Source organism: Malonomonas rubra (assembly GCF_003247215.1).
Classification (GTDB): Bacteria; Desulfobacterota; Desulfuromonadia; order Desulfuromonadales; family Geopsychrobacteraceae; genus Malonomonas; species Malonomonas rubra_A.
The window spans coordinates 1-17,794 of the sequence record NZ_QKAP01000007.1 but is presented as its reverse complement, the minus strand read 5'-3'; the positions used below and the strand labels follow the sequence as shown (position 1 = coordinate 17,794).

Here is a 17,794-nt window from a genome sequence, read left to right as displayed (position 1 = left end):
ATCCGTTTCCTGCTCAATAATCTCAACACCGAATTTCTCGGCCACGGAAAGGTTGATTTCCTTAAGGCGAGAAGAAATGTTGTCGCTGAAGACCTTTTTTCTGTACTTGACGCATGCGACATAGTGGAACTGAAGACTGTATACTGAATGCGCACCCTTGTCTGTTCTGTATCTCATGTTTATATAATCAGGTAGAACTGAACATTTTACAACAAAAAACATTTTCGCCTTTCATCCCACACCTTTCGGAAGGAGACTTCCCGGCGAAGTGTTAAAAAAGGAAAAAAGAGAGCCCAGATTGAGGCTATTCTCCACAGGCCCCGAATGCTTTGCAGATATGTTCCGCCAGAGAGTCGACCACGGCATGTTTCGATTCCGGGTTGCGATGCAGCAAGAAGGCAGCATCTGGCAGAGGCGGAAAGCCTTCTTCGCTGGTGAGTTGGCGCATTCCGGGGGGGATAATACTTTGACTGATGGCGGTTACTGCCAATCCGGCGATGACGGCGGCCTGCAGCCCCATGATGCTTTCGCTGGTGTAGGCGATCCGGTAGTCGCGGCCGGCTTTTTCCAGCGCCTTCATTGCCCAGTTACGGCAATAGCACTCATCCGGGAACAACGCCAGCGGCAGCGGAGCTTCCTCATGCTGCAGATGTTGTTCCGAGGTCGCCCAGACCATCGGGTCGCGGCGCAGCAGCTGGGTGTTTTCCACCTCAGCGGTGGGTGAGGTTGTCATCGCCAAGTCGAGTTCGCGCTTTTGCATTCGTTTGATCAGGCGGTTACTCGGTTCACAGGTGACGACCACCTGTACCTTTGGATAGGTGCGGGAGAAGCCGGCCAGGATCTCCGGCAAAAAACGGGTTGCGTAGTCGTCCGGCAGACCGATCCGGACCCAGCCGGAGAGCTCCGGCTGTTTAAGCAAAGAAACCGCTTCTTCGTTCAGCTTTAGAATCCGGCGGGCGTAACCAAGCAGGGTTTGGCCATCGGCGGTGAGCTTCAAATTGCGACTGTCACGCTTGAAGAGCGGTTTCTCCAGCAGCTCTTCGAGCCGCTTGACCTGCATGCTGACGGCAGACTGGGTACGGCCGACCTGCTCGGCGGCTAGGCTGAAATTTCCGTTGTCGGCGATGGCGATGAAGGTTCGCAGCAACTCTGTCGGCAGATTGGTCATTTATTTCTCCTGAAATATCTATCAACAATATTGATCCTAAATATAAAAACAATTCGTTTGATTGATCAATGCTTTTGTTCCATAGTTTTGTTGACCGGGATACTACTTTTAATTATGGAGGTATGGTCATGATTGCGAATCAATGTCAGCAGCAATGTATGGATCGGCCGGTTTACGGTTTCTGGCAGTCTGTTGGACGGTTGCTACAGACGCTGGGAAAGCGGATTGAGCTCTCAGCGCAATTGGTCCGTCAGCGGCGGCAATTGTTGGAGATGGATGATCGGATGCTCAAGGATATCGGCTTGAGCCGTGCCGATGCCGAGCAGATTGCAGGCGGTCACCTCCGTAACGATTCGTTACGATCAGAGCTGCGTGATCGACTTTATCATCGCGATTGGTAGGCATTTTTGCCGTATCACGATCGAGGTGTGCGTCACTTACGAACGTCCGTTGGGCCGTTATGTCTTTCGGCTGGTGGTGTGTGGCTGGCAATCGGTTACGGCAAAGAAGTTTTCAAATAGTCGATAGGTAATTCCCCAGAGGAAACGCTCGCAGTAGCCGCTCAGATCGATAATCGGGTGGGTGCGGATACTGCCACGGAATTCGAAGGTTTCATCCCGGCGTCGTTGCGGGTTGAGCAGTTCCCTGAGTGGAACCCAGAAGGTGTCGACCACTTCGCCGTTCAAGCGTAAGTTGGTCGGTTTCTTTTGCAGCAGGTAAACAAAGCACGAGATCTGAATTGGCAGGTAGGCACCGGAAAGGTCATCCAGTTGACCCAGGTATTGGCCTGTTTCCAGCTTCAGCCCGATCTCTTCCCACGCTTCACGTTCTGCCGCTTGGCGGGCTCCGGTATCCTGTACTTCAATCCCTCCGCCGGGGAAGGCGATATCACCGGACCAGGGATCTCCTTCATATTCCGCCCGGCGGATAAAGAGCACTTCCGGTTCGCCTGTAGAATCGGTCAACAGCATGGCAACGGCCGCCTGCCGGGCATTCTCGAGAACCTGCCGCTGTGGTCGATGTTTGCTCAATTTGTGGATGATCTTTTCTATCCGCATTGCCTCAACCTAATAAAAAAGGCGGACATTTGCCCGCCTCTGTCCCTCAGTATAGGAATATTATTACTCGAATGACAATGCGTCTACCGTATTCAGCAGGGTTTTCCACTCTTGGCAGGCGGCATAGGCTTTAGCTGCTTTGACCACCGGCAGCTACGCTTTCTTTTTGTCATAGGCTAGACCCACGGCAATTGTGGCGGCAAAAGCTTTTACCGGTAAGTGGTTGTAGACTTTGAAATTCGGCATGGCACCGAATGCGATGGCATGGGCGCCGTCCGGAGAATTCAGAAAATTTTCAGTTTCACCCTCGTCCTTGATGATTTTGTCGAAGCGGGCATTGTCGAAAAACGGGTACCGGTCACGCAGACTGGCAAGCAGGGGATCGTTTTTTTCTCTGCCGACAAGAAGTATCGGTGCCTCAGCACCACCGACCTCTTTCCAGTTGCTGGTTCGGCGGGTCACGATCTGTTCCCGCTGCTCCAGGATAATCTGATGGGCACCTGTTTCCAGCCCACCAATGCCATCAGTTTGATATTTCCCAACAGAATCTCTTCCTTCCCCATTTGCCGTTCTTTGCGATCGAGTGAATTCCCCGTGCGGCTGAAGATAAATCTGTTGGTGGTCAGACCCCCTCTTTTATGGCGAATCGGAGTGGTCATCACCTTGAAATCGTATTCGGCACAGGCGAAATTGTTGTGGAAATGAGCAAAGAAGAGTTCGGTGATTTCCGTAGACGCCGCCGTTCCGGCGATCAGTTCATCCTGCGTGGTCCAACTGTTGAACGGCAACAGAGCGAGTACCAGCAGGACAGACAAAAATATTTTTTTCATCGGGCGCCCCCGTTCCTGCGAGAGATAGAAAAATTAATCTATGCACAATGCTGCATAAATGAAAAAATACAAGTTCCAGGTTTAAGCAGCCACCGGTCGGGGGCGTCCGGAGGCATAAAATTGCTGTTCTTCGGCTAGGCGCGTGAAACGAAGCGACACTCGCGGGTGTCGACTTTGATGGTTTCCCCCGATTCCAGGTAGCCGGGTACCTGGACCGAAATCCCGGTTTCGAGAATCGCTTCTTTGGTTTGCGCGGTTGCGGTGGCGTTCTTCAGCGCCGGGGCGGTTTCTGTGACTGTCAGCTCCACGATTTGCGGAACTTCCAAGCTGACCACCTGGTCATTGAAGATGCCGAGGGAAACTTCACCACCTTCCAGCAGGTAGCCTTTGATGTCGGCGTACATATCGCCACCGATTTCGTATTGCTCGTAACTTTCGTTGTCCATGAAAACGCCATTATCTCCGGAGGCATAAAGGAACTGTCCTTTGCGGCGATTGAAATCTGCTTCATCGATCCGGTCACCTGCTTTGAAGGTCTTTTGCAGAACCTGACCAGTCATCAGATTGCGGTACTTGGTTTTTATCAGCGTATTGCCGCCACGGGCGGTGGGGGATTGCTGGTTGATGTCGAGGACCACGCAGGGAGCGTCATCCATTTGAAAAACCAGGCCGCGTTTCAGGTCGCTGGCATTGATCATAACTTCTCCTTGTAAAATGTTTTAGGTTGTTCAAAAAAGAGCTGTTTCTTTGCGGTATGCGGTGCCGTTGAACTGGGCGATCAACTGCTGTTCGGCGTCAGTGATGATGACCTGATACGTCCCAAGCTTTCGATTGAGCGCTACCTCCGTTGCTACCGCATAGAGAGTACCCGCAAAGGCCGCTTTGACAAAAGAAGTATTGGTGTTGATTGCCAGGGCCAGTTGTCCCTGACTGTTGGACGCAACGGCAAAACAGAAGTCGGCGAGAGTGAAAATGGCGCCGCCGTGGACGGTTTTCGCTCCATTGAGATGGAAGGGCTGTATCTCCATTTTCGCTTTTGCCCAGCCGGGCTTGGCGTCGAGCAGTTCGATACCGCAGTGACGAGCAAATAGATCGTTCTGACGGAAGAATTCAAAAGTTTTTTCCACGCAACCTCCTATCCCCAATAGTTGCTAAGGTTCGATTTTTTCAAAGGACGTGGATTGTGTACCTGTTCCGGAAGATTCGCTTTGGCGCCGCATTTATTACAGACGACGGTTGGCTTGTCGGAACGGCGGTCGATTTCTTCCATCAACCCCTTGGCTTTCAGCTGGCACATCTTCAGCTCTGCAATCTTCTCGGTCATGAGATTCTCCAGATTCGGTACTACGAAAGATAGTGAAATGTTCCTGTGAGTCAAGCCAAAAGCGCCGATGGGGCAGCGGTATAGGGGTTCCCAAAATGGCTCTTGTTTGTGAAAACGCTATTTTAGCAAAAAATGGTTTGATGTTGTTAGATAATGAAAAAGAACGGAAAACGGGCTGCCCACACAAGGGACAGCCCGTTTTTTTATTGCTTGAAGAATACCCAGAGTCCTGCCAGCAGCAAAATGAAGATGCTGCTCCCAGAGGCCCCGGTGAAGGCCCTGCGTTTGGTCGGATCGCGAGAGCTTCCTGCGGTGCTGCGATAGATGCTGTCTTCGCCGCGGCTGTAGAGAAAAATCTCCCGCTTCATCTCCAGCTAGTAGTAGAAGTTGAAATCCGGCTTGCTGCGGACCTTGCGGGTCTGTGGCGCGGTTGGCGAGGCATTGTTGCACGGCTTGAGTTCGGTTGGATCGTCCGGAGTTTCCAGAAGGGCACCGAGCATCGAATAGAGAAAATTATTGAACTTCTGCTGCGGGTCGGGCTTAGCAGCTTTCGGTCTGGTTTTCGGCTTAGCCGACTCCTGTTTGAGCGGCGTTCGCTGAGCTGAGAGCTTCAGGTCGTAGGCTTTTCGCAGCCGCTCATCACCAAGCACTCGGTAGGCTTCGTTGATTTGGCGGAACAACTCGGCAGCCGCTTCCGAGCCATGATTAGTGTCGGGATGACAGCGCTTGGCCAGGCTGCGGTAGGCCGCTTTGATCTGCCGGGCATAGGCATCTTCAGGGATACCGATGATTTGGTAGTGATTGAGCACCATGAACGATTGTCCTCACCATTTGGACTCCATCCATGGAGCCGAGCGGCCCCGGCTCGAAAGGAGACAGGGCACTTGGCCTCCTATCTACAAGTTGTTGCTCGAATTTTAATCTTTTTTACATGTGCTGAAAGCTAACCTCGACGTCCGCGCGATGAACCGGGTCGATCTTCCACAGCTCGCGGACCGCGAAGTTGAACAGGCGGGCGACGATCACATCGGGGAACTGATCCAGGCGGGTGTTGTAGATGGTCACCGAGGCATTGAACAGCTCGCGGCGGTCGGCGATCTGATCCTCGATCTCGGTAATCCGGTTGCTCAGCTGACGGAAACCGGTATCGGCTTTCAGTTCCGGGTAGCGTTCGACCACCATGAACAGCGACTTCAGGGTGTCGGTCAATATGCTCTGCGCCTGCATCCGGTCGTGGTCGCTGCTGGTCGAATTAATGGCCGAGCGCGCCTTGATGACCGCTTCGAGGGTTTTCTGCTCGTGTTGCATGTAGCCCTCGCAGACCTTGATTAGCTTCGGTAACTCGTCGTAGCGTTGCTTCAGCAGCACGTCGATATTGCTCCAGTCTTGGTTGATGTTGTATTTCAGCGCAACAAAACCGTTGTAGATGATGATTACGTAGATGATTACTGCTGCCAGCAGGAGCAGCAGCACGCCCAGTACAATCCAACCAGTCATATCCTGTTTACCTCCATAGTCGGGATGTTGTTTCGTTATTTCGTGATCGTTATTGAGTCTAGCAGCTTTATTCTTCGCCTATTCTGTCGCCGGTATTTTTCTGTCTGCCAAAACATTGGCTAAAATCTTGTGCAACTCTGCCTCGGTAAAGGGTTTTGGCAGTGCTGCCAGAAAGGCGTGTTTTTTGTGATTCGCCATCGCCGGATCATTGGCGTAGGTGATCTGCCCGGTAATGTCCCACTCCTGAACGGCGACCGGCAAGTTGGAGAGCAGGTTCAGATATCTTTGTTCGGCAAGGCCGGGCTGCTTGGGGTTGCCTGTCATAGCCCTCTCAAAAATCAACTAACCCATTTCTAAAAAGCCGGGCGCAGTCTTCAACGTCCGCTATGTTGATTAGCTGAAATAGATCAGCAGGTTACGGATTCCCCAGCCGAGTGCTCCGGTCGCAAAAGCAAACATTGCAAGGCTGAAAAATGCATAACGCCGGGTCAATTGTTCTTCCGAATGGGTTTCGGCGATCACCAGTGGACGCCCCTTTTTCTTGCCGATGCAGATGTGCTCTTCCTGTTTTTTCCTGCGCTGTTTTTTCTGCAACTCGTCACGCATGACCTTGTCGGCGACCACTGCCCGCGCGGCATCCCACTCCTCGGAACTGATCTTTCCGTCGCCATCCGTATCGAACTGCTGAATATCCTGCGGGTTGCGTTTCAGCTCGCGCAGCGCTTCAACTTTTTTTTCCGCCAGCGTCGGGCCGGTGTCTTTTTTCACCGCGGCAAAGCCGAGCACATAGAGCAGGGTGCCTTCAACGATAATCTCCTCGACCCATTTCTCATCGCTGTCGCTGGAAAAATGGCTCAACCCGACCTGCCCCGGGGTGCCTTCCTGCTTAGTACCGGCACTGACCCGACAGCCGAACGGATCGACCTCGACTTTGCCGGTGTCATCTTCGAGCAGGAAGGGAACCGAATCACTGCTGCTGGAGCTGGAGACCCGCCACTGGTTGTTCTTTTCGCGTCGGTACTTGGTCAGACGATAGAAAACGCAAGGGACATGACTCATCGGTGAAATCAGGGCGTATTTACGGATTGCCCGGCCTCTTATTTCGACCATGCCCATCGCGACCGAGCGAACCTTGCTGGTCGGGGTGTTCTCGATCTGCCGTTTCAGACGGACAAAATGAAATCCGGACCAGACCAGCAAGGCAGAAAAGAGGAAGAGGGCTGCCCCCGAGGAGAAGGTATGATGGACGAACTTTCTCAATGTCCCGCTGCTGTCGATTTCAAGCAGGGTGAAGATGCCGCCGACGATCACCGCGCCGGCGCTGCCGAGCCAGAAGCTAGGCTTATTCCAGTTGCACGTTCTGCGGCTTAGCGGTGGCGCAGGCAAACCAGCTGCTGCGATAACCGGATCGATTCTTGTCGCCTGCTTTTCCTGGCTTGCCTGATCGATCTCGCGGGAAATCTCCTTGGCGATGGGCAGCACCTCTTCTGCCGCACCCGTAGCGAGCAGGTTCGGTTTTTTTTGTAGCAGGGCGGTGGCGACCGCGCCGGTGAGATCTCCGCCGTTACTTTCCTCGCTGACAGGATTGACCTGTCCGACCCGCTGCAGGTCAGCCAGTAGCCAGCCGTAATGGGCCAGGCTGATCTGATTCTGCCGCTGCGTCTCCGGGTTGTCCAGATTTTCGCGCCGCAACGTGCAACCGGGCAGGTTTACCAGGCCGAAATCGGTCACAAGATGGAAGTCTCCGGCATATTCTTCGGCCAGTTTCAAGATCTGGTCGAGGTTCTGCACACTGCTGACGGTGGAACGTTCGCCTAGCCCCTTCGGGTCGAATTTACCTGGGAAAATACGTACTGCATTGACCACCCGTTTCTGTTTGTCGAGCAGATAGAGGTCGAGCAGCGGTTTCCCCTGCAGGATGGTTTTGTGGATTTTGTGATCTTCCAGATGGCGGACGTTGTCTCGGCCACGATAAGCGTGGCTGGAGAGCAGCTGCTTGACACTTTTTTCCGCCAGCGCCCCCGACATGTCAGCGAAAACCGCCAGGATTGTCGCACCCTTCGGGAAAATCACAGTTTTTGTCTGACAGCTGAAAGTGACTTTTTCGTTGTCGATCTGTAGGGCACGAATCCGGGGCGGGATGAATTCCGGCTTGCTCGGTTCGAGCAGCCATTGGGTAAAGCCGTTTTCCTGCAGTAGCCGCGAAATTTTTTCCAACTTTTCGCGCGGACCTTTACTCAATAGTGACAGGCCGCGACCAACTAGCCGCTGCCGACTCTGATAGATGTCGAGCTGGTGTTGTTGCGACAGCTTTTTAAGCAGGTCGGACAAGTTTGCTGCCGGCTGTTGCTGCTGTTCGACGATCAGATAGCTTGGTTGACTCATCACGCCCCTCAGGGATGGTTATCAAATTTTAATAATCTACCCTTATTATTGAGTGTCGGCAAGTTTTGACAGCAATTTATTTTGCGAGTTTTCAGGCGATGAAACGGTAGACGGCCAGATAGTGGAAAAAGCTGCCGGCCAAGACAAACAGGTGCCAGATGGTGTGAAAAAAAGGCACCCTAGCGTCGAAGCCATAGAAAATCAGCCCAAAGGTGTAGAAGAGACCACCGCAGAGCAGCCAGATAAAGCCGTTCAGCGGCAGGTTGTCGAGCAGTGGTTTGGCCAGGATCAGCGCCATCCATCCCATCAACAGGTAGATGATGATTGGAATCGTGCGTTGGCCCTTTTTATTTGGCAGCAAATCGATGATGATGCCGATGATGGCCAGTCCCCAGACCAGACCAAAGACCGGCCAGCCCCAGTTGTTGCGCAGGGTGACCAGAGTGAAGGGAGCATAGGTTCCAGCGATCAGGATATATATGGCGAGGTGGTCAAGTTTGCGCAGGATTCTCTTGTTCTGACCGCTCATAGCATGATAAAGGGTCGAGATGCTGTACAGCAGCACCATCGTGCTGCCGAAGATCGAGAAGCTAATCAGTTTCCAAGGGTCTGTTTGCTGGCGAATCAAGAGGATTAGGCCGATCAGGGCGGCAATGGTGCCGAGCAGGTGGGTGAGACTGTTGAAGCGTTCTTCCGTTGCCGTCTGGCCGTTCATGCGAGCCCTTTGCAGAGGTAGATAAATATTACCTTTTCGGTATATTTTAGCAGGAATACTCCAGCCTGCAATAGTAATGGTCTGAAATTGTTGAGTTAATTAAGTTTTTAGAATTTTCGATTTCTTTTCCATTTCGCCCTGAGCCATGTCGAGGAATTTTTGAACAGGTTTGCTGAGTAGCCGGAAACCATCGCCAAGGCCAAAGCCGAAGAACTGGTGTTTGGATCTCCCCAGGACATGCCGACCAGATCATCCAGATTCAGCCAATCCACCATCATGATGAAGTCGAGAATCAGAATCGACATCCAGCCGGTAATGCCGCCCACCAGCGGGGTCAAAAAGAGCGTGGCCCAGGAAACACCGTAATCGGACGAAATGTTGCTGCGGTTGATCACTCTCCGTAATTTTGCTAGCAGGCCGCCGATCATGCCGAAGTGGAAGAGGATGCTGTTCTCTGTCGAGAAGATGAAGAGTACCAGAAGAATAGTGATTCCGATCAGGTAACAGGCTTTATTTTGCCAATTGGCGAGATATTGGTAGAGGTTGTCACGATCATCATCGATATGTTTCATTGCTTCTATCAAAAGAAAACGCATGGTTTCTGGATCGGGGTGTTTCTCTTCTTTCTGGTTGCCGAGCAACTTGTCCCAAAGTCGTTGTTTGTTCTCCGGGTTAAGCAGGTGCTTGTTTCAGGCTGCTTTACGATTTCATGGAGCATACTCACGTCCTGAAAGGGTTTTGCGTATATTGCCGCGTAGCAGGATGGCACTGACGGAATCGAATAGGGACAGTTCCTCATCGACTACAATCAACCGCTGACGCAGGGCCTTAGGTGGGACTTGACGGTCAGGCGTTCGATTTCATTGTAGCGCCGCCAACAGGAAATTTTTTTTCCAGTGTTGCCCAAAATGAACTGGCGAATCCGGTGTTCTTCCGCTGCAGTGCGGATAGCTTGGATTTCGTCGCAGATATGCGCTACCTGTTGCTGGTTTTCCGCTGTTTCATAAGGGATCAACCGGACTTTGAGGCCATGCAGCTCTGTGTCAAGACGGTTCAGGCCAGGTTTGATGATCCAGTAATGGCGCGCCAGAAAGAACAGAAATAGGTACACGGCAATAAAAAAGCGGGAGTAATCAGACTGGCCAAGGTGCCTTATCGGTTCTAGTCGGCTGAGATGTAACCAGCCCCCCCTTTTGGATGGACGATGAGCAGGTAGGCAACGATCGCGCTCAAACCGGCGCCGAACAGCTTGGCAGATTCCGCCTTGGTCAGCCAGCATTTGGGTTCATTTACTGCTATTTTTTCTGTCACCCCCACCTCCGCAGTACAGTTAATGAGTTTTTAGCTGGTTGCGCTTAGAACTGTTTCAAAAATTCATGAGATTGCGAGAAGGGATTAGTCTGTCACCTTGCGGCGTAACGATTTGATTTGACTGCGCTGATTTTTTTGCTGCAGCCTTTTTTCCTTGGTCGCTCGGCTTGGTTTGGTCGGCCGCCTGGCTTTGCGGGTCACAAGCGCCGATTTGATCAGGGTCTGCAACAGCAGCAGGGCATTCTGCCGGTTCTGCTCCTGGCTGCGGCTTTGTTGTGACTTGATGATGATCACCCCTTCTTTACTGATGCGGTGGTCGGAGCGGCTCAGCAGGCGCTGCTGGATTTCGGTCGGCAGGGAGGAACGGCGAATGTCGAAACGCAGGTGGATGCTGGTGGCCACCTTGTTGACGTTCTGCCCACCGGCACCTTGGGCACGGATTGCCGTCAGTTCGATTTCGGAGAGCGGGAGCTGTACTCGGTTGGAAATCTGTAACAGTTCCACGGGAATTACTCTTCGATCGCTTTTTCGGTCCGATGGATAGCTTTTTCCTTCACATTCATACCGACGTTCATCGAGCCAATCAGGTAAAAGCAGATATAGACAATGAAGATCAGCACCAATACCAGAAAGGTCGTCTTTAGAACCTTGGCCGGCTTCCATAGGATCAGCAGCAGGAGTACACCGACAACCACATAGAAAAAGGTCGGGTATTGCACGTAATAGGTGTAGACCCAGTCTAATAAAGGTTGAAAATCCATTCAATCCTCCATGAAATCCGGTTTCTTGTCACTCGATAAAAGCATTGTTGCCGTTTCAGAGTCCCAGGTCTGCATCAATCAGAATTCCCGTGATGCGATCTTTGGGAAACTTTTGCTGATGATCGACAAGCTGTTGCAGATCCGTTGCGGCGAGCTGCATGGTGACAGCGGCCAGTTTGGGTGCAGGGGGTCTGCATCTGATGGCGCTTGGCGTTGCTCGGCGCGGCAATCGTCTTGACCCATGCCATGGCGCTGACCATATCCGTACAGATTTTGTTGCGGTCGATGAAGAGTATTAACTTCTTCGGACCGAAACTGATCGGCGCGGTGCGGATGCCAATCATGGCCAGATTGATTATTTTACCATCTTTTATCACCGTGTTGCCGCCGATCAGAAAAAGGTCGGTCAGCACTGTCTGGCGATGCCGTTCGAGCAGTTTGCGTTTTTCAACACCTTCCTCAAAGGTTTGGATGAGGTTGATGCTGGAATTTTGCAGCAGCTTATCCAGCACGCCGGTTACCTTCAAGGTCACCGAATCGCCCCAGAACATGCCGTTGGCCTTCATGTTTGGCAGGACGTCTCGGAAAAATACCTTCCGTGCTGCGCTGCTGTCGGTTGCGGTAACAACGTTGAAGCCGTTGTCGAGCAGCCCTGTCGACATGTTTCCAACTCTGAGATTTCTGGTTCGGTTATCGTGCCCCTTTTCTGGCTATGTGGTTAACGGCGCCAATGGCGTGGTACGCTTTTCCAGCGCGCATAACGTTCCAGCCGGTTGTAAAGATCCTGCGCTTCGCTTCGTTGGTGGGCCATAAAACTTTTCAGCCGCTTCAACTCGCTCGGCACCAGCCTGGAATAAGGCGAACCGCTCTTTCCGAGCAACTTGGCCTGCGCCTCCCAGAACTCAGTATAGTAGCCGAATTCACGAAAGTTTCTCTGCCACCAGGAGCGGTTGTGGCCACCCGGCAGTTTTTTCACCGTTGGTATGGCATTGGCGAGCAGGCGCTGATTGGCGGAATCGATGGTCAGGGTGTAGTTGGAAAGGATGTCCATCCCGATCAGTCCTGCATAGGCATCCGACATGTCAGGGACGATGTGCGCCGGGATAAATTCCTCGTTGATGCTGGCAAACGAGATTTTATCGACGATGGTTCGGGCAGCCGTCTGCGACCCGCCGATCCCTGAAATCAATACCATCAGCTGGCTGCCATACCTGTCGAACAGGCCGAGCCGATTGGCCAGGCTGTTACTGAGGACCAACCCCGGAGAGCCGGTATCGACCAAGATCGGTACTGTGATCGAATCATTGAAGTTGATGTCGACAATCACCCGGTTGGCGGTTCCTTCCTTGGCGGTATAGGGGATCGAAATGGTTCCGGCCAGCGCCGCCGGGGAGGTGTCCCCGGATATATCTTCTCGGATGGAAGATGCCGGAGTTGCAGGGGCATCGGTAATTGTCAGGCCGGTAGGATCGGGTTTGTATTCTTTGGTTTTGTCGCGGATGTGCTCAGGGACATTCTGCTCCGAGTCGGAGAAGTGCAGTTGACCTTTTTCATCGACCCAGCGATAAATTTTCGCTGACGCGGTAGGCGTCAACAGCAAACACAGGGTCAGGCACAAAAAGGCTGGCAGAAAAATCTGGCTCACTTTTTTTCCTGCTAATTGCATATTGTCTCCTCCCCCCAGAAACATAAATAGATTACTACCTAAGTAAGCTAGGAGGTTTGGCTTGTTTTAGCAACTAGAAATCGTTCGTTGCCGTTCAGCCGGGTGCTTGACACAGAAACCGAACCCCATACCAGAGCAACATGATCAGCGCAATCAGCGGCAGTGCCGGGATAAACAGGCCGGTGGTTTGCGCCAGGATGATCGCTAGCAGCAGGGCCAGTACCGAAACTGGCAGGTAGCGCCCGACCTGCTGCCTGCGGGCAACCACTTCGCCATCCGGCCCGATCAGGTTATCGTTAATTTTGTGGCGATGGGCGACAATGGCGAAGAAGACCACCATGATCCAATCGGAGATGCCGAATACCGGAGCTAGTTCGAGCCTGCCGGGAAAGGCTAGCTTGACCAAGATCATATCGACCAGCGGCGGCGGCCCCTTGGGAGCCAGATAATATTGCGTGATCTGTTTGGAGAAGATGGCCGTCGGACCGTGACTCCAGCTGGCAAAGTCGGCCAGGGTCATGGCGATGCAGATAGGGATCAGCTCCCAGAGGCGCTTGACGTAACGGGCGAGCGCAGCGCCGACCAGCGTCGCGATCAGCAGTAACAGGCCCGATTTGATGACGGTGAGCAGTGAGTACGCGGGCATCTGATTGAGCAGCCAGATCGCTCCGCTGAGAACCAGGCTCCAGAAGATATAGAAGCTGCGGCTGCGCTCTTCCGGGTGCAACAGTAGCGCTGGAAGCAGCAATTGCGTGGCGGCGAACAGCTGCACGAGGATAAAGAGCGCCGACCAGCCCGGATGCGCTGTTTCCAGCGATTGGCCGATCAGCCAAAAGATGTAGAGAACTCCGCTCCAGAGCAGATGGCAGCCGACCAGCAGATAGATCAGGTGTCGGTTTGCTGGGCTGATGCTGGTGAACGGACGAAGTAACATGTCACTATCCCTCTCGTTTTTGCAGCAGGATGACATCATCGGCTGCGAAATCGAGTTTGGCGCCGTACTCTGTTGCCAGCCAGAAGAGGGTTTCGCGACTGTAAAAACAAATATGGGTCAGGTCGCGGATGTAGTGCCAATACGCAAATGCCTGTCGGTCAAGTACCAGCTTGGTCATGATGCCGAGCCAGCCGCCCGGTTTCAGCATGGAAAACAGGCGCAGAAATTCGCGGTGCGGGTCGCGCAGATGTTCGATCACTTCAGACGCGCAGATGAAATCGTAACATTGCTCTAGTAGCGCTGGGTCGTTGTGGTAATAAAGATCGAAAAGTTCTACTTGATGCTCCTGTTCCGCCAGCAGGAGGGGCAGTGCCGAGCTGGCGCCGCAACCGAAATCGAGCCCCTTTTGTCTGGCGTCGAGACGTTTCATGAGCGGGTCTGCCAAGCGCGAAAGAAATTTGCGGTAGCCGGGATCGTCGGGGTTGTTCTCATGCAGGTCGTATTCCGCTTTTTCCGCTTCAGTGGATAACCATTGTTGCTGGGGTACGAAGACCAGGCCGCAGGACGGACAGCGTAGATAATCACGATTTTGATCGGCAAAATAGGCGACGGTTTGTGTATGGATACACAGCGGGCACGGATGGGAATGATCTTGGTTCTGCATCTCTTGATTGCTTGCCGAGGATCAAAACTCGTCGGCTGTGTCCTTGTATAGGTTGAGGTAATATTCCTTGAGCCGATTCGAAAAGAGGTCGTTGTCGATATTCCGCTCGGCCAGGCGGATAACTTTCCCCGCTTCGATGATATAGAGTTCATTAGCTAAATAGCCTAAATCGCTGTCCGGGATGAAAATATTGATTATCTGAACTTCCAGCCCTTCAAGTGATTTCAGTGGCGGCTGGCCGTCCAACCTGCGATGCAGGTTGTCTTTGATCAACGGGTTAGCTTCGTTGCTCTGGCAAGGTCTGTCGAGCGCGTAGAGCCATCGATCGAGGCTCTTTTTATTAGCAGCAGTTTTGATCAAAAGACCTGAAGAGATTGAACCGTTGACCGCGCGATCAATATCTTCGGTAGTCGATTGTCTCCAGTCATCGGAATTGTGCAGTTCCATACGATAACCTGCCCAAAATTAAGATTATTTATTTTTAATTGTTTTTTTAGACTAACAGTTTGTAGAGGGAGTGCAAAGAGAAATTTGCTTTTGATTTCGTACCCCAGTCGCGTGAGTTGTTGGCCAAATTCGCCGTGCCAGCTATCGGCATCTGGAAGACGCGGCTTTGCCCGAAAATAGCTAAATCGTTTGCTATTCAAGGAGAAGAAACAGGGAGCGGACGGTAAATCTGCCAGCTCCCTGTTGGCGTATGGATGGTTTCAGCCGACTGTGTTGTTGCGGGTTTCCGCGTCGAAAATCGACATGATATTGTGGGAGTTGTAAGGGCAAACGTAGGTTTGTTTTTCACCGTTTTCGTTTTTCCGCTGCCACTCTATATTGTCACTTTTTGTCGATTTGCTGCGGCGTAATCCGGTCGGTTTCCAGCGTTTGAGGATGTCCCACATCTCGTCGTTGTCGAGCAGCTGGTAGCTGTCGATTTCATGCTTGCTCGCAGCAGTGTTTATGAAATTGTCGAGCAATTCGTAGTCAGTGAAATCGTTTTCTTTTCGCCACCACTTGATAAATTCTTTGCCTTGTTCTTTTCCCCGTTGTAGATCGGTCACAATCTGACTCGCCTTCATGTCAATCTCCTTTCCGCAGGCAGAAAGGGAACCGGAAGTTTGTGCTGCCTGTCTGTTTCAATTATAACAGCTGGAAAAATTGTAGAAAATTTTCAGGGAGTTTTTTTGAAAAGTGGCAGGTTCGTGAAAAATGGCCGGTTCACACCGTTAACCGGCCATGAGACAGTTACATTGACAGGCTGGCGAAGGCATTGCGGATCTTGATTTTTGTGCCTTTGTTTTCTTCCGCCGTCCCATTGGGGAAAAATTCGATTTCATCGGCAGAAAAGCCGACCCGAATCGTATGCTCGGCGGTACTGATTCGCAACATCCATTCAAAGCCTTGGTCTATCCATTCAATCTTATCGGGCCGCAGACCATGATCTGTGGCGTAGCTCAGGGCAACCTCTTCCAGCTGCTTTTTTCCTTTGGTGATAAGTTCGCTCATGTTTTCTCCCCGAAAATATAAACAGATTAAAATTAAGGTTCGTATTAGCTTTGCGTGGCTAACATGGCATTGTCAGAAGAAGAATTTCAAGGATTTTTCGTTGGTGAAAAAAAGACCTCGAAAGCAGAAGGTGCCTCTGCCGAGGCTGTTTTGTCTAGGCAGTGCTGGGAGGTGAGGTGATAGAGTATTTTTCCCGGCGCCAACGGTAGGGCAGATCGATGATGCTGCCCGGCTGTTTAATCTGATAGAGCGCCTGCAGCGCATCGAGCAGCACAGTGCGCTGTTGTGCCACATTGCCGGGCTCACCCAGCGGGTGCCCAAAGGGCCAGCGCAGATGAACGGTCCTTGGCGGTTGGACCTTTTCGGAGTATACACGAACGATCGAGATGCCAATGGTTGCTATTCCTGCCCGTTCAATTTCTCTTTGGATCAATCCGACCGATTGATTACAGATGCCTCAGGCCGGAGTCAGTAGGACTAGGTCGACCTGATCCACTATCAGTTTTTGGGCGACCTCCTGGGCGGTTTTTTCAACCAGGGTTGTGATATGCGGCCCATCGATGTGCCCCATGAAGGAATAATGGTTTTGTGCAAGAGAGCCGACGATCCTTTCTCTGACCAGTTCGCGGACCCGGTCGAGTGGGAGGATGATGTTCGGGTCTTTTCCTGCGTCCGTGTGATCGTAATAGTCATGGGTAATCTGGAAATCATCAAATATCTTCTCCCCGTTCAGTTGACGGTAGCTTGGGTCGCCGTTCGCATCGTTCATATCGAAGGGCTCCTGCTGGCGGTGATGAATACCGGAGGTCGTCACCAGCGCCAGCTTGGCCTGATCCAATGGCTTGGCCGGAACGGTCCAGGGAATCCCGCCAGAACTCTCCTGGGCCTGATAGCCGGCAACAAAACGCTGTGCAATCGCTGGAACCTGTGTGGCCAGCCGGGCAAGCGCTCTGTTTTTTAGTCTTTTCAGGCTGCTCACTGGGTCACCTTTCTATTACGAGTATTATTATCCAATTCGCTAGTAAACGACAAGCTGGTCTGCGGTTAATTTTGCTGCTCTTTTTTAGGGGACAAAATAGGGATCGAAAAGCTCAATTCAACAGCTCTTTATTGGAGAGTTGCTTAAAGAGCTTGACTGATGATTGCGTTTCCTTCGTGCGGCATTTCGGTGATCAGTTGGTGGGTAATAAAGCGCGCGAGTTTGACGAGCGCCAGTTTGTCCGACTTCTGAACTTAATTGCCATCCCCGGTTCAGCTTTCATCACTTCGATTCGTGAACCCTTTTGATGTGCCATCAGCCTGGCCAGCTGGGGCGGCAGCTACTTCGGCGGGGTTAGGCTATATGGACCGCCGAACCGATCGGTAACGGTGTTTCGGTGAGCAAGTAGGCGCCCCCCAGCAGATATGTTGAGCGGCTGATAGGTGGCGACTTTCCCCAGATGGTTGACAACCATCTGGATTTTAAAGCGGATTCGGTGATGTTGCGCTGTTTGGTGTCCCCGGTCGCGAGAAACTCAACTGCAGCAGGTCGAAAGGGAGTCGAGCAGGGCTTCGTAACCGAAGGGGAAATATTCTTCGCGGGCGGTTTTGCTGTGCTGGGCCGCTCTTAGGATCAAGGGGATATTGGCCCATTGTGGATGGCGCTTGATCTGTTCCTGGGGGCAATGGCGTCGCGGGCCGGGAGATGGACGTCAAAGATCAGCAGCCGGGCCGGTTTGGCCTCAAGCACCGCCAACGCATCTTCCCCATTTTCCGTGATGATCACATCTTAGCCGAGAGCATCCAGCAGACTGTGCAGCTGCAAAGTCGTCGGGATTCCCCCCCCGGCGTCCGCGCAACAATTTAAGAACAAACCGTATTCACCTGATTGTGGAATTATCTGGGTGAAGACAGGGTGCAAAAACTTCTTGCCTGTAAACGACAAAACACCGATAACTGCAAAAATTCATTTTCAGGAGGAAACTATTATGTCTGAATTTAGCAA

At 52.2% G+C, this 17,794-nt stretch carries 31 protein-coding genes; 2 read left to right on the top strand and 29 right to left on the bottom strand.

Features of this window, described 5'->3' with window-relative positions; translation table 11 throughout:
* A partial coding sequence (locus Q7J88_RS15285) for a transposase (protein WP_369681932.1) occupies positions 1–177 on the bottom strand: 177 nt, incomplete at its 3' end.
* A gap of 127 nt (positions 178–304) precedes the next feature.
* Positions 305–1,168 carry a LysR substrate-binding domain-containing protein gene (locus tag Q7J88_RS00515; RefSeq protein WP_303720196.1) on the bottom strand — a complete coding sequence of 288 codons (864 nt, stop codon included), beginning with the start codon at positions 1,166–1,168 and terminating at the stop codon, positions 305–307.
* Positions 1,169–1,296: 128 nt separating this feature from the next.
* On the opposite strand from Q7J88_RS00515, the gene Q7J88_RS00510 reads away from it, so the two are divergent.
* Positions 1,297–1,569, top strand: a complete 273-nt coding sequence (locus Q7J88_RS00510) for a DUF1127 domain-containing protein (RefSeq protein WP_303720195.1) — start codon at positions 1,297–1,299, stop codon at positions 1,567–1,569.
* A gap of 57 nt (positions 1,570–1,626) precedes the next feature.
* Here the strand turns inward: Q7J88_RS00510 and Q7J88_RS00505 are convergent, their stop codons facing one another.
* The 26 genes from Q7J88_RS00505 to Q7J88_RS00380 all read right to left on the bottom strand — a co-directional run bounded on the left by Q7J88_RS00505 (position 1,627) and on the right by Q7J88_RS00380 (position 16,789).
* Positions 1,627–2,226 carry a CoA pyrophosphatase gene (locus Q7J88_RS00505; RefSeq protein WP_303720194.1) on the bottom strand — a complete coding sequence of 200 codons (600 nt, stop codon included), beginning with the start codon at positions 2,224–2,226 and terminating at the stop codon, positions 1,627–1,629.
* A gap of 153 nt (positions 2,227–2,379) precedes the next feature.
* Complete coding sequence (locus tag Q7J88_RS00500; protein WP_303720193.1) at positions 2,380–2,688, bottom strand: hypothetical protein; 309 nt, start codon at positions 2,686–2,688, stop codon at positions 2,380–2,382.
* The gene (locus tag Q7J88_RS00495; protein ID WP_303720192.1) at positions 2,685–3,056 is read right to left on the bottom strand and encodes a hypothetical protein; all 372 of its coding nucleotides are present in this window, start codon (positions 3,054–3,056) and stop codon (positions 2,685–2,687) included. The genes Q7J88_RS00500 and Q7J88_RS00495 overlap by 4 nt, the downstream gene beginning before the upstream one ends.
* A 134-nt stretch (positions 3,057–3,190) precedes the next feature.
* Positions 3,191–3,754, bottom strand: a complete 564-nt coding sequence (locus Q7J88_RS00490; RefSeq protein ID WP_303720191.1) for an elongation factor P — start codon at positions 3,752–3,754, stop codon at positions 3,191–3,193.
* 30 nt (positions 3,755–3,784) lie between these two features.
* Complete coding sequence (locus tag Q7J88_RS00485) at positions 3,785–4,183, bottom strand: PaaI family thioesterase (protein WP_303720190.1); 399 nt, start codon at positions 4,181–4,183, stop codon at positions 3,785–3,787.
* An 8-nt stretch (positions 4,184–4,191) separates the two neighbouring features.
* Positions 4,192–4,380, bottom strand: a complete 189-nt coding sequence (locus Q7J88_RS00480) for a hypothetical protein (protein ID WP_303720189.1) — start codon at positions 4,378–4,380, stop codon at positions 4,192–4,194.
* A gap of 203 nt (positions 4,381–4,583) precedes the next feature.
* On the bottom strand, positions 4,584–4,748 hold the full coding sequence (locus Q7J88_RS00475; RefSeq protein ID WP_303720188.1) for a hypothetical protein: 165 nt from the start codon (positions 4,746–4,748) through the stop codon (positions 4,584–4,586).
* Positions 4,749–4,754: 6 nt separating this feature from the next.
* The gene (locus tag Q7J88_RS00470) at positions 4,755–5,192 is read right to left on the bottom strand and encodes a J domain-containing protein (protein ID WP_303720187.1); all 438 of its coding nucleotides are present in this window, start codon (positions 5,190–5,192) and stop codon (positions 4,755–4,757) included.
* Between the two features lie 115 nt (positions 5,193–5,307).
* Positions 5,308–5,877, bottom strand: a complete 570-nt coding sequence (locus Q7J88_RS00465; protein ID WP_303720186.1) for a LemA family protein — start codon at positions 5,875–5,877, stop codon at positions 5,308–5,310.
* A 78-nt stretch (positions 5,878–5,955) separates the two neighbouring features.
* Entirely contained in the window at positions 5,956–6,201 is a 246-nt protein-coding gene (locus tag Q7J88_RS00460) for a PAS domain-containing protein (RefSeq protein ID WP_303720185.1), read from the bottom strand.
* Between the two features lie 69 nt (positions 6,202–6,270).
* On the bottom strand, positions 6,271–8,262 hold the full coding sequence (locus Q7J88_RS00455; protein WP_303720184.1) for a GIDE domain-containing protein: 1,992 nt from the start codon (positions 8,260–8,262) through the stop codon (positions 6,271–6,273).
* 91 nt (positions 8,263–8,353) lie between these two features.
* Positions 8,354–8,977 (bottom strand): hemolysin III family protein, encoded by a 624-nt coding sequence (locus Q7J88_RS00450; RefSeq protein ID WP_303720183.1) that lies wholly within the window; start codon positions 8,975–8,977, stop codon positions 8,354–8,356.
* A gap of 107 nt (positions 8,978–9,084) precedes the next feature.
* Positions 9,085–9,549 carry a hypothetical protein gene (locus Q7J88_RS00445; protein ID WP_303720182.1) on the bottom strand — a complete coding sequence of 155 codons (465 nt, stop codon included), beginning with the start codon at positions 9,547–9,549 and terminating at the stop codon, positions 9,085–9,087.
* Positions 9,550–9,785: 236 nt separating this feature from the next.
* Entirely contained in the window at positions 9,786–10,088 is a 303-nt protein-coding gene (locus tag Q7J88_RS00440) for a hypothetical protein (protein WP_303720181.1), read from the bottom strand.
* A gap of 50 nt (positions 10,089–10,138) precedes the next feature.
* The gene (locus Q7J88_RS00435) at positions 10,139–10,288 is read right to left on the bottom strand and encodes a hypothetical protein (RefSeq protein ID WP_303720180.1); all 150 of its coding nucleotides are present in this window, start codon (positions 10,286–10,288) and stop codon (positions 10,139–10,141) included.
* Positions 10,289–10,372: 84 nt separating this feature from the next.
* The gene (gene arfB, locus Q7J88_RS00430; protein WP_369681931.1) at positions 10,373–10,786 is read right to left on the bottom strand and encodes an alternative ribosome rescue aminoacyl-tRNA hydrolase ArfB; all 414 of its coding nucleotides are present in this window, start codon (positions 10,784–10,786) and stop codon (positions 10,373–10,375) included.
* Positions 10,787–10,797: 11 nt separating this feature from the next.
* Positions 10,798–11,049 (bottom strand): hypothetical protein, encoded by a 252-nt coding sequence (locus Q7J88_RS00425; protein WP_303720178.1) that lies wholly within the window; start codon positions 11,047–11,049, stop codon positions 10,798–10,800.
* A 74-nt stretch (positions 11,050–11,123) separates the two neighbouring features.
* Positions 11,124–11,711: an LUD domain-containing protein gene (locus Q7J88_RS00420; RefSeq protein WP_303720177.1), complete on the bottom strand. Its 588-nt coding sequence runs from the start codon at positions 11,709–11,711 to the stop codon at positions 11,124–11,126.
* A 56-nt stretch (positions 11,712–11,767) separates the two neighbouring features.
* Entirely contained in the window at positions 11,768–12,715 is a 948-nt protein-coding gene (locus Q7J88_RS00415) for an aspartyl protease family protein (RefSeq protein WP_303720176.1), read from the bottom strand.
* 94 nt (positions 12,716–12,809) lie between these two features.
* On the bottom strand, positions 12,810–13,649 hold the full coding sequence (locus Q7J88_RS00410) for a hypothetical protein (RefSeq protein ID WP_303720175.1): 840 nt from the start codon (positions 13,647–13,649) through the stop codon (positions 12,810–12,812).
* Positions 13,650–13,653: 4 nt separating this feature from the next.
* The gene (locus Q7J88_RS00405; RefSeq protein WP_303720174.1) at positions 13,654–14,313 is read right to left on the bottom strand and encodes a class I SAM-dependent methyltransferase; all 660 of its coding nucleotides are present in this window, start codon (positions 14,311–14,313) and stop codon (positions 13,654–13,656) included.
* Positions 14,314–14,334: 21 nt separating this feature from the next.
* A complete protein-coding gene (locus Q7J88_RS00400; protein ID WP_303720173.1) occupies positions 14,335–14,760 on the bottom strand; it encodes a hypothetical protein in 426 nt (141 codons plus the stop codon).
* A gap of 260 nt (positions 14,761–15,020) precedes the next feature.
* A complete protein-coding gene (locus tag Q7J88_RS00395) occupies positions 15,021–15,383 on the bottom strand; it encodes a hypothetical protein (RefSeq protein WP_303720172.1) in 363 nt (120 codons plus the stop codon).
* 166 nt (positions 15,384–15,549) lie between these two features.
* Entirely contained in the window at positions 15,550–15,810 is a 261-nt protein-coding gene (locus tag Q7J88_RS00390) for a hypothetical protein (RefSeq protein WP_303720171.1), read from the bottom strand.
* 154 nt (positions 15,811–15,964) lie between these two features.
* Positions 15,965–16,102 (bottom strand): hypothetical protein, encoded by a 138-nt coding sequence (locus tag Q7J88_RS00385; RefSeq protein ID WP_303720170.1) that lies wholly within the window; start codon positions 16,100–16,102, stop codon positions 15,965–15,967.
* Between the two features lie 165 nt (positions 16,103–16,267).
* Positions 16,268–16,789, bottom strand: coding sequence for a glycine/sarcosine/betaine reductase selenoprotein B family protein (locus Q7J88_RS00380; RefSeq protein WP_303720169.1), 522 nt, complete (start codon positions 16,787–16,789; stop codon positions 16,268–16,270).
* A 152-nt stretch (positions 16,790–16,941) separates the two neighbouring features.
* Here Q7J88_RS00380 and Q7J88_RS00375 point away from each other — a divergent pair, with 152 nt between their 5' ends.
* Positions 16,942–17,097 carry a hypothetical protein gene (locus tag Q7J88_RS00375; RefSeq protein WP_303720168.1) on the top strand — a complete coding sequence of 52 codons (156 nt, stop codon included), beginning with the start codon at positions 16,942–16,944 and terminating at the stop codon, positions 17,095–17,097.
* Positions 17,098–17,422: 325 nt separating this feature from the next.
* Here Q7J88_RS00375 and Q7J88_RS00370 read toward each other — a convergent pair whose 3' ends face one another.
* Positions 17,423–17,575 carry a hypothetical protein gene (locus Q7J88_RS00370; protein WP_303720167.1) on the bottom strand — a complete coding sequence of 51 codons (153 nt, stop codon included), beginning with the start codon at positions 17,573–17,575 and terminating at the stop codon, positions 17,423–17,425.
* Positions 17,576–17,794: the final 219 nt, after the last annotated feature.